We start from the raw sequence: 12,432 nt of genomic DNA, 5'->3' as shown, positions 1-12,432 counted from the left end.
GTTATGCAGTTCTTGTTCGTTTGAAAGCCATTCGAGTTGGTTTGATATAGTGGCGGAGTTTTCCTTTGTAGATTAGTTGTAGGTCTGGTGCATTGACTAAGTCACCAGGTGTAGCAAACAATGAGGATTTATTAATTAAATGAATGCCATTTTTTTCAAATACAGAGGCTACAAATTGAGAGCAGAAATAAGCATGGTCCCTTTTGATTTCCACATTGAGAAGAAGGGCAAGCATACCAATTAAATTATATTTGTATTGCGCATGGTTGCGTTCCATATCAAGAATTTGATTGCGAATATTGTTATAGACCTGCGTGCTCACTTTACAACAGTATACCTCACATGTGGCATGCTTAAATAATTCCCAACTCATATCTTCCTTAACAAAACCAGCGAAGAATGGATTGTTTTGAGTCTTTCTACCGAAGCTATATACGTCTGTTAGTTTTCTGTCAAAGGCTATAGATGCATGATTTAGAGGATCCTTCGTAAACCATTTAATGGTTCTATTAAGAACTGTGCCTGTATCCGTGAGCAGGACATAAATCTCATGGTCCTTCATTGTCATCATCCTTTACTCCATCATATACCCATCGTAAGCTTAATATGAGTTCAGCTACGAGTGCTCTTCTTTGATGATAGTAGTAGTTTACCACAGTTATATCTCTTTTTTACTGATAATTCCTGATAATGTAGTAATAGTTTTTCTGATTATAGTATTCCTAGCTGAACATACAACGTGAAGCAGTTGAACTGAATAGTTCAATATGACATGCACAGAACTGATTTTATTGTATTTTATAAGGGATAAGTCAGTTCGTGAAGGTAAAAACTGAACAAGGATATGGAAAAGAAGTGAGCCAAGTGTTACAATAAGTCATATTGAAACATTCAAAGCGTATTTATTTCATAATAGCGCAGTTAAATACGTTATGAAGAGCTTTGTGACGTAAGATTTAACAGAAGTAAGAGGAGGATATACATGACTAACAATAATCAAGTGATTAACAAAGAAGAGAACAGCAAGATTGATAATTTATCTATTACAACGATACGTACTTTGGCTATAGATGCCATTGAAAAGGCGAACTCTGGACACCCAGGGATGCCAATGGGATCCGCTCCAATGGGATATCAACTATTTGCGAAGACGATGAACCATAATCCTGATCAACCAACATGGATCAACCGGGATCGTTTCGTATTGTCTGCTGGACATGGTTCGATGTTACTTTACAGCTTGCTACACCTAAGTGGATATGATCTTCCAATGGAAGAGTTGAAGAATTTCCGTCAATGGGGAAGTTTGACACCAGGTCATCCAGAATACGGCCACACAGCTGGCGTAGATGCGACGACAGGTCCTCTTGGACAAGGTATTGGTATGGCTGTGGGTATGGCTATGGCTGAAGCTCAACTTGCTGCTACTTATAATAAAGATAACTACAACGTAGTTGACCATTTCACATATGCTATTTGTGGTGATGGCGATTTGATGGAGGGTATTTCTAGTGAAGCCGCTTCGCTTGCTGCGCATCTTAAACTAGGTAAGTTGATTACTCTTTATGATTCCAATGATATTACTTTGGACGGCGTACTTAACTTGTCATTCTCTGAGAGTGTTCAAAAACGTTTTGAAGCTTATGGATGGCAAGTATTGCGCGTAGAAGACGGTAATGATCTACCTGCTATTGAGAAAGCGATTGAAGAAGCGCAAGCTGATACAGATCGTCCTACATTGATTGAAGTTAAAACAGTCATTGGATATGGTAGCCCGAACAAACAAGGTAAAGGTGGACATGGTGGTACGCACGGATCTCCACTAGGTGCTGAAGAAGCTAAGTTAACTAAAGAAGCTTACAAATGGGTATATGAAGAAGACTTCTATGTGCCACAAGAAGTTCGGGAACATTTCGCTAAAGTAAAAGAAGAAGGTATTGCTACTTACCAAGCATGGGAAGAGCAATTTGGACAATATAAGAATGCTTACCCTGAGCTTGCAGCTCAATTCGAGAATGCTGTTGCAGAAAACCTACCTGAAGGTTGGGACAAGGATCTTCCAAAATACAGTACTGAAGACAAAGCGGTCTCTACACGTGTAGCTTCCGGTAATGCATTGAATGGTCTAGTTGGAAATGTACCGCAGCTTCTTGGTGGATCTGCTGACTTGGAAAGCTCAACAATGACTCACTTAAATGGTCTCACTACTTTCGATTCAAATGACTATTCAGGTCGTAATGTTTACTATGGTGTACGTGAGTTTGCTATGGCTGCTGCGATGAACGGTATTGCACTTCACAAAGGACTTAAAATTTTTGGCGGAACGTTCTTCGTATTTACTGATTACTTGCGTCCAGCTGTTCGTTTAGCGGCAATTATGGGTCTTCCAGTAACCTATGTGTTGACGCATGATAGTATCGCCGTAGGTGAAGATGGTCCAACACATGAACCTATCGAGCAATTAGCTTCCCTACGCATTATCCCAGGTCTTACAGTTATTCGTCCGGCTGATGCTAATGAAACGTCTGCTGCATGGGCTTATACGGTTGAGAATACTTCTAATCCGGTAGCTCTTGTATTGACTCGTCAGAATCTTCCGATTCTTGCTGCATCCGTAGAAGGTGCTCGTGAAGGAATCAAACGTGGTGCTTATGTTGTGGCAGATGCGAAAAATGGTAAACCAGTTGCACAAATTCTTGCTACGGGTTCTGAAGTACAGCTTGCTGTTAGAGCTCAAGAAGAACTGGCTAAAGAAGGCATTGAAGTGCGTGTCATCAGTATGCCAAGTTGGGATTTATTCGAGAAACAAGATAAAGCATATAAAGAGTCTGTTATCTTGCCAGAAGTGAAGGCTCGTCTTGCAGTTGAAATGGCTTATCCACTAGGCTGGGAGAAGTACGTTGGAGACCAAGGTGACATTCTAGGTATCTCTACATTCGGAGCATCTGCCCCTGGAGACCGTGTCATGAAGGAATACGGATTTACGGTTGAGAATGTCGTTAGCCGCGTTAAAGCACTTCTTTAATCGCCTGTTCGATATCGTATTTTATTGAAATTGGGAGTGGGGATCAACATGTCTGAGTTCAGTAACGCTACAATTGTTAAGGCTGCCAATGTGTATTATGACGGTAAGGTGACTAGTCGTACTGTCATATTAGATGGTGGTTCTAAAGTTACACTAGGTATTATGCTTCCAGGTACTTATGAGTTCGGCACAGATGTTCCTGAGATCATGGAGATTCTTTCTGGAGATCTAGAAGTCTTGTTACCAGATGCAACGGAATGGCAAACGATTAAAGGACCAAGTACATTTCATGTGCCTGGACAGTCCAAATTCAAGCTTGAAGTTCGTAGTGTAACGGATTACTGCTGCTCGTATGTTTAGTTAAAGGGATATTTCAAGAAAACCATAATAAAAAGGGTAAGCCTGGGATTACCCCAGGCGTACCCTTTTTATTACAATGATCAACACGCATAAAGTATCCTTTGATAACTTCAAGCTAACCAACAACAACTACTGAAGCGGCTTGCCAGCAATGGTATGACCGATCCAAGCTTCATAACATTTCACAACAGCCGAGAGATCTTCTTCACCGAATCCTTCGCTTTGTCCTGTTTGGAATAAGCTTTTTGCTAGGTTAAGCATCGGAGTAGGAACCCCGATGGAGTCGGTAAGTGAAGAAGCGAGTTTAAGATCTTTCAACATGAGTTGTAGCGAGAATTGGTTAGTGAAATCATGATCTATAATTTTGCGACCTTTAAGATCAGCGGCCTTACTTCCAGCAGAACCAAGCTGAACGAGTTCAAGGAACGTATCAGCAGGTATACCTGACTTTGAGGCTATGGAGAAACCTTCGACTAGGGCGAGATTGTTGATTCCTACCATCGTGTTATGAGCTAACTTAGCGACGGCTCCGCTACCATTAGCACCCATATGAAGTACCCGTTTGCCTAGTGTATCGAATATGTCCGATTGGATGGTAATGATATCAGCACTTCCTCCAACCATAAAGACTAGCGTGCCATCAATAGCAGCTGGACTACTACCTGTAACAGGAGCATCAATAAAATGTGCCCCGCGTTTATTAACTTCGGCAGCCAATTGTTTAACGAGTTCTGGAGAAATCGTACTGCAATCAATAACGGTCGTTCCACTGCGAACGGCATCTAGAATACCATCTTCACCGTAATAAATGCTACGAATCGAATCGTCGTTACTTACCATCGTGATCACAACATCTGTGCCATGGGTAGCTTCACGTGGAGTGGATGCTATAGTAGCTCCCTGATTAATCAGAGGTTGGCATTTGGAAGTGGTGCGATTGTAGACAGTCACTTCGTACCCTTTGTTAAGTAGATTGGTTGCCATGGGTAAACCCATCGTTCCAAGTCCTATAAATCCGATTTTTTTCACAAGAGTCACCTTCTCTATTTAGGTTATAAACTTCATTTATAGTAACACGAGTATCTGGTACATTCCATTGGTGGCTCAAATGAGTTCAAATGATTCTGCCAAACCTTGTCAGTGCTATGATTTTGAAGTATTCTAGTTTAAAGAAGGTTTACGGAATAAAGAGATAGAGCTATAAAAATTCAGGAGGTTACCATACTTATGTCTAAAAAAATTAATTTTGATTACAGCAAAGCGTTATCTTTCATTAATCAACATGAAATTGACTATTTAGCTGAACCGATCAAACTTGCTCATGATCAGTTGCACAATGGAACAGGAGTAGGATCAGACGCACTTGGATGGATTGACCTACCAACACAATATGATAAAGAAGAATTTGCTCGTATTCAGAAAGCTGCTAAGAAGATTCAAAGCGACTCCGAGGTACTGATTGTTATCGGTATTGGTGGTTCATATCTTGGAGCTAGAGCTGCTATTGAAGCACTTTCTCACTCTTTCTACAACATGCTACCTAAAGATAAACGCAAAACTCCTGAAATTTATTTCGCAGGTAACAATATCAGCTCAACGTACATTACGCATTTATTGGATCTTGTAGAGGGTAAAGATTACTCCGTCAACGTGATCTCTAAATCAGGTACAACAACTGAACCAGCAGTGGCATTCCGTGTATTCCGTGCTGATCTAGAAAAGAAATATGGTAAAGAAGAAGCTCGCAAACGGATCTATGCTACAACCGATAAAGAAAAAGGTGCACTTAAGAAGCTGGCTAATGAAGAAGGATATGAATCTTTCATTATTCCAGATGATGTCGGTGGACGTTTTTCTGTTCTGACACCGGTGGGTCTATTGCCAATTGCTACAGCAGGAATTAACATTGAAGAAATGATGCAAGGTGCGGCTGACGCTTCCCAGGAATTCAGTAACCCTAATGTAGCTGAGAACCTGAGCTACCAGTACGCTGCTGTTCGTAACGCTTTATACCGTAAAGGTAAAGCCATTGAAATTCTTGTGAATTATGAGCCTTCTTTGCACTATGTATCCGAATGGTGGAAGCAATTGTTCGGTGAAAGTGAAGGTAAGGATTATAAAGGAATCTTCCCTGCATCTGTTGATTTCTCAACGGACCTCCATTCGATGGGACAATTTATCCAAGAAGGTAGCCGTAATATTTTCGAGACCATTATTCAGGTAGAAGAAGTGGCTGAGCATATTACAATTGAGAGCGATCCTGACGATTTGGATGGATTGAACTTCTTGGCAGGTAAAACGATGGATTTCGTGAACAAGAAAGCTTTCCAAGGAACGATGCTTGCTCATACAGATGGTCAAGTACCTAACTTGATTGTTACGGTTCCAAACATGACGCCATACTCCTTCGGATATTTGGTATACTTCTTTGAAAAGGCAGTCGGAATCAGTGGCTACCTACAAGGTGTTAATCCATTTGACCAACCAGGTGTTGAAGCTTATAAGAGAAATATGTTCGCACTACTTGGTAAACCTGGTTATGAGAAGGAAAAAGCTGAACTTGAAGCTAGACTTACAGAATAGGTTTTTCCTGTTAGAATAGAATATATAATAATATTTCGCAGATAAAAGCAGTTCACCGGTCGCACCATATTCGGAGAACTGCTTTTCTTAAAATAAAGACAAGTATGCCGTGTTTATAGGGAAGGGTTATGTATGATTGAAAGTTATAAGACTGTAAGAAGATCAGGATCTAACGAAATAGTCATCAAGAAGTCAAGATTCATCGGGCATGTTATGCCTGTAGAGACTGAAGCTGAGGCTGTTGCATTCATCGAAGACATCAAGAAACAACACTGGAATGCAACTCATAACTGTTCAGCGTACATGTTGGGTGAAAGGAATGAGATCCAGAAACAATCAGATGATGGTGAACCAAGTGGTACAGCAGGTAAACCTATCCTAGAAGTGATCCGTAATCAAGGCTTACGTAATGTTGCGATTGTAGTCACTCGGTATTTCGGTGGGATTATGTTAGGTGCTGGAGGGTTGATCCGGGCATATACAGACGGAGCTGTTGTTGCGATTGAATCAGGAGAGGTCATTACTCGTTCTCTACATCAACAAATTTTTGTGGAAGTAGATTATACTTGGTTGGGTAAAGTAGAGAATGAACTACGTAACAAAGAGGTTAGAATGGGAGAAACTTTCTTTACTGATAAGGTGATGCTAACATGTCTTCCAAGGAATAGTGAGGCGGAAGTATTTAAGGCATGGATGATTGACTTAACGCAAGGTCAATCCCTGATCTCGGAGGGAGTACAGCTTTATTATATTGAAGGGGAATAACGTCTATGGCAAGAAGAGCGGTGGAACAGGAATTATCGAGGGAACGGATTTTGGAAGCAGCTAGAAATCTATTTGTTACAAAAGGATATCGTGCCATTTCAATGCGCAGTATAGGACAGCACCTTGGTTATAGTCATGGCTCTTTATATTATCATTTTAAAGAGAAAGCAGAGTTATTCTATGCTATTGTTGTAGAGGATTTCGCCCATCTCGCGCATCGTTTGGTTCAAGCATCTGATGTGGAAGAAACAGAAGGGTTGTCTAAGCTAGAATACTTTATGATGGAATTTGTATCATATGGCATGAACAACCCACATCAATATGAGATTATGTTTATGATTCGTGATGAGGAATTACTTGCCTACTGTCGTTTTGAACAAGGCCGTTGCTTTGAATTGTTCACTTCCATCGTTTTCAGCTATTTACAAGATGGTGGACATGTTGGAGGGGATCCCGATCAGCTATCGCGGACATTGTTTTTGTCGCTACATGGATTCATATCATATTATATTCAAGATCGTATTCCCTTTGAAGAGATTAAGCCATTAGCCCTTTCGCATGTATCGTTGATTTGTCGCAATTTAGGGTAGTTGACTTATGTCTATTGACCTTTATGCTTTAAATTGATACCGCGTTGCAAGATCATAGTATTATGATCAATTTAGATAGTGAAATAACTTTAGAATAATAAGGCGAGAGATAGGCAGGCTAGGACCTGCTCATCTCTCGCCTGTTTGGCATGTCTAAATTTTTTTCTTTCCGTAAGGTATAGATGCGAAGTATGAATTGGAAAGATATTCAATAAAACTATTGACGTTATGAGTTAAATTTTGGTAAAGTACTGATATGTATAAAACCAAGTGGATTAATGGGTATTATTAAAATATTCTTAACGGATGAGCCGTCCAAATTGAACTTTGGAGGCAGGGGGAATGAGTTATGAACACGATATTGCGGCATAAGGGATGGATCTGGGGATTTCGAAGTACTGTTTTATTGTATTTTATTATGCTCATCGTATTACCTTTACTAGGCGTTTATTTCAATTCGTTTTCCCTAGGATGGTCCTTGTTCATAGAGAGTGTGAGTGATCCCATCGCATGGAAATCGGTCCTTTTAACACTGAAATTAGCTGTCATTGCAACTCTAATCAATGTGGTTATAGGGACGATGATTGCATGGGTATTAAACCGATATTCTTTCTTTGGAAGATCGATTCTGAATAGCTTGGTGGATTTGCCGTTTGCGTTACCAACTGCGGTTGGAGGTCTTATGATTCTATTGTTGTTAGGTCCGGGAAGTTTTATTGGATCCATAGCGGAATCATTAGGATTCGAAATTGTATTTCATCAGCCAGCGATTGTGATCGCCATGGTATTTGTAACTTTTCCCTTTGTGATTCGAGCGGTACAGCCGTTACTAGAAGAAATAGATCCATCAGAAGAAGAAGCGGCATATACGATGGGTGCATCAGGATCACATGTGTTTCGTAAAGTGCTACTACCTTCGATGGCACCGGGTATGATTAGCGGTGGAATGCTAGCATTTTCTAGAGCTTTAGCGGAATTCGGAGCTGTTGTCCTTGTAGCCGGTAATATTCCAGGTCGAACACTAATTGCTTCTGTTTTTATATATGGTGAAGTTGAAAGTGATAATGCTGCAGGGGCTGCGGCAGTGTCTATCATTCTTCTAACGTTATCTTTCTCTATATTATGGTGCATTAACTTGGTGCAGATGAGAGGGAGAAGATCATGAAGAAGTACTGGATTACACTGACGTACATTGTGTTCATTGTATTGATTATTATTCCTTTATTAAAAATAGGATCAGGTGCTTTCAGTGAGGGCTTTAGCGGTTGGAAAGATGCCTTAATCCGACCTGAAGCGATACATGCCCTGATGGTAACTGGGCTGGTTGTCGTTGTCGTTACATGTATAAATACGCTCTTTGGAGTCATGATGGCTATCTATTTGGTTAGAAGCCATTGGCTCAGTCGTAAGATAAAGGGCTTTTTAAATAGTATTGTGGATCTTCCATATGCGGTATCGCCAGTTATCGGTGGTTTAATGATCGTATTGTTGCTGGGACCAGAAAGTATCATGGGTGGTTTTTTTGAAAATATTGGATTTCGGGTAGTATACGCATTTCCCGGTATGGTTATTGCTACTTTGTTTGTTACTTTCCCCTTAATGGTTCGTGAAGTCATGCCTGTACTTCAGGAGATCGGAGCGCAACAAGAGGAAGCAGCATCCACACTGGGTGCCTATGGATGGACAACATTCTGGAAGGTTACATGGCCTTCGATCCAATGGGCAGTTCTATATGGAGTCGTATTAACGGTAGCGCGGTCACTGGGAGAGTTCGGAGCAGTTCTTGTCGTATCAGGTAACATTATGAACAAGACTCAGACGGCGACTACGCTTGTGTATCAGGATGTAGAGAATTTCAATGTGATTGCCGCCAATAGCGTAGCCCTAGTCCTTGCAGCTATTTCTATTGGATTGTTACTGATGATGGAATGGACGAAAAGAAGAAAGGGCGTGTCCTGATATGCATATAGAGGTCCGTAATTTAAACAAACATTTTGGAGATTTCCATGCTGTGAAAGACGTTAGTTTTGATATCCAAAAGGGCCATTTGATCGGTTTGTTGGGGCCAAGTGGTGGTGGGAAAACATCGATATTACGGATGCTAGCAGGCCTAGAAGGACTCGATTCTGGTGAAATTCGCTTTCATGGGAAACTGGTAAATGCATTGCCACCTCAGGAGCGCGGCATAGGATTCGTATTTCAGAACTATGCGTTATTTAAGCATATGACGGTGTTCGACAATATTGCTTTTGGTTTGAAAGTGAAGAAGATGCCTAGTGCTAAGGTGAAGGCTCGAGTTATGGAATTGGTAGAGTTGACTGGACTCAAAGGATTTGAGAAACGTTATCCGCATCAATTATCTGGTGGGCAACGACAAAGAGTTGCTTTTGCACGTGCACTAGCACCAGAACCGCAACTGTTACTATTAGATGAACCATTCGCGGCTATTGATGCCAAGATTCGTCAGGAGCTTCGTACATGGCTTAGAGACTTAATTGAACGTGTAGGGATTACCTCCATTTTTGTAACCCATGATCAAGATGAAGCCATTGAAGTGGCAGATGAAATTATGATAATTAATCAAGGACGTGTCGAGCAGAAGGGAACACCTTGGGATATTTATAAAGAGCCGAAGACACCGTTTGTGGCGACATTTATTGGTGAGTCCACGTTGATTGATCATATATCTGATTTGTTGGGATTTGAAGAAGCAGAGAATAAATCAGGAACCCGTGCTTTGATACGACCAGAATATATCGAAGTGGGTCACGAACACGAATTTATTCTTGCTTCAGCAACAGAAGTGGGGATTATACGACATTTACATTTTCGAGGAAGCGAATGGTTAGTTGAAGTTGAAGTAGCTGGTCATAAGCTGATCACGTATCGTTCATTAGAGAAAGAGACATTGAGTATAGGTCAGGAAGTCCGTGTATTGGTTCATCGTGCTTACTTGTTCAATGAGGAACGAAGCTGGATTATGGAAAATAGGCTGAAAGATGTCCCAGTTTCAATCATGATTTAATAGAGCTTTTGCATAGATGGGAATGGGAGGGGGAGAAGATGATGCGAAGAGGAATCTTTAGTCGTTACGCATTCTTCAGCATAATGATACTAGTAATGAGTCTATGGGTCATAGGCTGTAGCAATGACGATCTACCCGCTTCTTCTAGTAAAGAACCTGCAGAAGACGCAGAGAAAACCCACGCAGAGAAAACCCTTGTGATCGGCGCATATAGTGTAGCTAAGGATGCTTTAGCTGATATCTTACCTTTGTTTCAGCAGGAATGGAAAGAGAAGACAGGGCAGACAGTCAAATTTCAAGAATCCTATGAAGCTTCGGGTACTCAAGCACGTTCTATTGTTGGAGGTTTCGAAGCAGATGTGACCCTTCTTGCAATGGAAGGTGATATCGATAAATTGATTAAGGCTAAGTTAGTGGACGCCGATTGGAAGAACAAACCTGAGCAGGGAATGGTGACCCGATCGATTGTTGTGCTAGGTACTCGCGAGGGAAATCCTTTAGGAATACAAGACTTCAAGGATCTAACGAAGCCAGGTGTGAAGGTATTGTATCCGAATCCTAAAACTTCTGGTGGTGCACAGTGGGACATCAATGCGATTTATGGAGCTGGGCTGAAAATGTCTGAGGAACAAGGGAAGAAGGATCCTGAGGTTGCCAAACAGTTTCTTGTTCAGGTACATGAGAATGTGGAATCTCTAGATAAGAGTGGTAGATCTTCTATGGCAGCATTTGAATATGGTGTTGGCGATGTTATTATAACCTATGAGAACGAACTATTTGCTCGTATTCAAAAAGGTAAGAAATACGATATCGTCGTTCCCCACAATACGATACTGATTGAGAATCCAGCTGCTGTAGTTAGTACATACGCAGATAAACATAATACGCGTGAATTAGCTGAAGCTTTTGTACAGTATCTGTGGAGTGAAGAAGCGCAAAGGATATTCGCCAAGCACGGATTTCGTTCGGTGAATGAAGAGGTATATGCTGAGAACCAAGATAGATATCCGACTCCTAAGGGATTGTTTGATATTGATTACCTCGGAGGATGGGGACAGGTACGGGATACAATATATGCTAAACGAGGTGTGTGGTATCAGGTATTAGCGGGGATTTAAAGTTAAGTTTAAATGTTTAGTGTAAGATAATAAAGAAGGATACCCCCTTAGTGTAGGGTGTGTCCTCCTTTTGCGTTGGGTTGTTTATGAATTATAATAGAGCTATACATAGGCAGATAAGGAGAAATTAATCAACATGGATAGATTATTGTTTCTTGGAACAGGTGACGCTATGGGCGTACCACGGGTATACTGCGACTGTAGTGTTTGTATGGAAGCAAGGGAGACTGGCGTAAATCGTAGATTGAGATCATCCGTTATGGTTGAAGGAGACAGTGAATCTTTCCTCATTGATTGCGGTCCTGATTGGCGTAGCCAGATGGAGACACTTGAAATGCGAATGACAGAGAAGGTTCTAGTAACGCATGCACATTTCGACCATATTGCAGGATTACCAGAGTGGGCGGATGCTTGTCGTTGGACGAATAGAAAGGGTCAGCTGTACGCACCGAGCGAAGTCATAACACAAATTTGTGCCCAATTCCCTTGGTTGAAGAACCATATTGAATGTATCGCTATAGATCATGGAATTCAATTGGCTGGGTGGCATATTACCGGTTGGAAGGTGTGTCACGGTAAAAATGGCTATTCTTACGCATATCGACTTGAAAAGGGTGAGTATAGCTGGGTGTATTGCTCAGATGCTATTAACCTTAATCATACGGAGAAACAACCGATGTTTGGATTGAACCTGTTGGTATTAGGTACAAGTTTCTATCATGAAACTGCTGAATTCACAACAAGATCTGTCTACGATATGAAGGAGGCGGAATTGTTGTTGAAAGAGATTAAACCGAACAAGGTGATCTACACACATATGTCTCATGATGTTGATCTGAATCAAGAATACCCACTTCCAAGAGAGGTGACATTAGCCTGTACAGGTCTTCATGTTGTGCTGATTTGAAAGGGAAATCATAAATAAATGGATGTGGATACAAAAAAACAGGTATCTTTCGCACCAAT

12 protein-coding genes are annotated in these 12,432 nt (G+C 41.1%); 10 read left to right on the top strand and 2 right to left on the bottom strand.

The window, feature by feature from the left end:
* Window position 1: 1 nt before the first annotated feature.
* Window positions 2-568: a C40 family peptidase gene (locus PBAT_RS01610; protein ID WP_068645994.1), complete on the bottom strand. Its 567-nt coding sequence runs from the start codon at window positions 566-568 to the stop codon at window positions 2-4.
* Window positions 569-982: 414 nt separating this feature from the next.
* Between PBAT_RS01610 and tkt the strand changes: the two genes are divergently transcribed.
* Together tkt and ppnP are read left to right on the top strand one after the other, a co-directional pair.
* Window positions 983-3,025 (top strand): transketolase, encoded by a 2,043-nt coding sequence (gene tkt, locus PBAT_RS01605; protein ID WP_068645993.1) that lies wholly within the window; start codon window positions 983-985, stop codon window positions 3,023-3,025.
* A 48-nt stretch (window positions 3,026-3,073) separates the two neighbouring features.
* Complete coding sequence (gene ppnP / locus PBAT_RS01600; RefSeq protein ID WP_068645992.1) at window positions 3,074-3,385, top strand: pyrimidine/purine nucleoside phosphorylase; 312 nt, start codon at window positions 3,074-3,076, stop codon at window positions 3,383-3,385.
* Between the two features lie 129 nt (window positions 3,386-3,514).
* On the opposite strand, the gene PBAT_RS01595 is transcribed toward ppnP, so the two are convergent.
* Window positions 3,515-4,414 carry an NAD(P)-dependent oxidoreductase gene (locus tag PBAT_RS01595; protein ID WP_068645991.1) on the bottom strand — a complete coding sequence of 300 codons (900 nt, stop codon included), beginning with the start codon at window positions 4,412-4,414 and terminating at the stop codon, window positions 3,515-3,517.
* 198 nt (window positions 4,415-4,612) lie between these two features.
* Here PBAT_RS01595 and PBAT_RS01590 point away from each other — a divergent pair, with 198 nt between their 5' ends.
* The 8 genes from PBAT_RS01590 (at window position 4,613) to PBAT_RS01555 (ending at window position 12,373) form a co-directional block, all read left to right on the top strand.
* Window positions 4,613-5,968 (top strand): glucose-6-phosphate isomerase, encoded by a 1,356-nt coding sequence (locus tag PBAT_RS01590; RefSeq protein ID WP_068645990.1) that lies wholly within the window; start codon window positions 4,613-4,615, stop codon window positions 5,966-5,968.
* Window positions 5,969-6,100: 132 nt separating this feature from the next.
* Complete coding sequence (locus tag PBAT_RS01585; protein WP_068645989.1) at window positions 6,101-6,733, top strand: YigZ family protein; 633 nt, start codon at window positions 6,101-6,103, stop codon at window positions 6,731-6,733.
* Between the two features lie 5 nt (window positions 6,734-6,738).
* Window positions 6,739-7,323, top strand: coding sequence for a TetR/AcrR family transcriptional regulator (locus PBAT_RS01580; protein ID WP_068645988.1), 585 nt, complete (start codon window positions 6,739-6,741; stop codon window positions 7,321-7,323).
* 349 nt (window positions 7,324-7,672) lie between these two features.
* Window positions 7,673-8,488: a sulfate ABC transporter permease subunit CysT gene (gene cysT, locus PBAT_RS01575; RefSeq protein WP_068645987.1), complete on the top strand. Its 816-nt coding sequence runs from the start codon at window positions 7,673-7,675 to the stop codon at window positions 8,486-8,488.
* Window positions 8,485-9,282 carry a sulfate ABC transporter permease subunit gene (locus PBAT_RS01570; protein ID WP_068645986.1) on the top strand — a complete coding sequence of 266 codons (798 nt, stop codon included), beginning with the start codon at window positions 8,485-8,487 and terminating at the stop codon, window positions 9,280-9,282. The genes cysT and PBAT_RS01570 overlap by 4 nt, the downstream gene beginning before the upstream one ends.
* Before the next feature lies 1 nt (window position 9,283).
* The gene (locus PBAT_RS01565; protein ID WP_068645985.1) at window positions 9,284-10,348 is read left to right on the top strand and encodes a sulfate/molybdate ABC transporter ATP-binding protein; all 1,065 of its coding nucleotides are present in this window, start codon (window positions 9,284-9,286) and stop codon (window positions 10,346-10,348) included.
* 41 nt (window positions 10,349-10,389) lie between these two features.
* Window positions 10,390-11,466, top strand: a complete 1,077-nt coding sequence (locus PBAT_RS01560) for a sulfate ABC transporter substrate-binding protein (RefSeq protein ID WP_068645984.1) — start codon at window positions 10,390-10,392, stop codon at window positions 11,464-11,466.
* A 136-nt stretch (window positions 11,467-11,602) separates the two neighbouring features.
* Entirely contained in the window at window positions 11,603-12,373 is a 771-nt protein-coding gene (locus PBAT_RS01555) for an MBL fold metallo-hydrolase (protein ID WP_068645983.1), read from the top strand.
* The last annotated feature ends 59 nt before the right edge of the window (window positions 12,374-12,432 follow it).

The organism is Paenibacillus antarcticus, assembly GCF_001637225.1.
GTDB classification, from domain to species: Bacteria; Bacillota; Bacilli; order Paenibacillales; family Paenibacillaceae; genus Paenibacillus_AQ; species Paenibacillus_AQ antarcticus.
Note: the sequence above shows the minus strand (reverse complement) of the source record. Positions and strands in the feature narration are given on the sequence as shown.

Excerpts from the sequence above, each read along its gene's own strand:
- PBAT_RS01610 (WP_068645994.1), bottom strand. The coding sequence starts at position 568 with ATGACAATGAAGGACCATGAGATTTATGTCCTGCTCACGGATACAGGC.
- tkt (WP_068645993.1), top strand. The coding sequence starts at position 983 with ATGACTAACAATAATCAAGTGATTAACAAAGAAGAGAACAGCAAGATT.
- ppnP (WP_068645992.1), top strand. The coding sequence starts at position 3,074 with ATGTCTGAGTTCAGTAACGCTACAATTGTTAAGGCTGCCAATGTGTAT.
- PBAT_RS01590 (WP_068645990.1), top strand. The coding sequence starts at position 4,613 with ATGTCTAAAAAAATTAATTTTGATTACAGCAAAGCGTTATCTTTCATT.
- PBAT_RS01585 (WP_068645989.1), top strand. The coding sequence starts at position 6,101 with ATGATTGAAAGTTATAAGACTGTAAGAAGATCAGGATCTAACGAAATA.
- PBAT_RS01580 (WP_068645988.1), top strand. The coding sequence starts at position 6,739 with ATGGCAAGAAGAGCGGTGGAACAGGAATTATCGAGGGAACGGATTTTG.
- cysT (WP_068645987.1), top strand. The coding sequence starts at position 7,673 with ATGAACACGATATTGCGGCATAAGGGATGGATCTGGGGATTTCGAAGT.
- PBAT_RS01570 (WP_068645986.1), top strand. The coding sequence starts at position 8,485 with ATGAAGAAGTACTGGATTACACTGACGTACATTGTGTTCATTGTATTG.
- PBAT_RS01565 (WP_068645985.1), top strand. The coding sequence starts at position 9,284 with ATGCATATAGAGGTCCGTAATTTAAACAAACATTTTGGAGATTTCCAT.
- PBAT_RS01560 (WP_068645984.1), top strand. The coding sequence starts at position 10,390 with ATGCGAAGAGGAATCTTTAGTCGTTACGCATTCTTCAGCATAATGATA.
- PBAT_RS01555 (WP_068645983.1), top strand. The coding sequence starts at position 11,603 with ATGGATAGATTATTGTTTCTTGGAACAGGTGACGCTATGGGCGTACCA.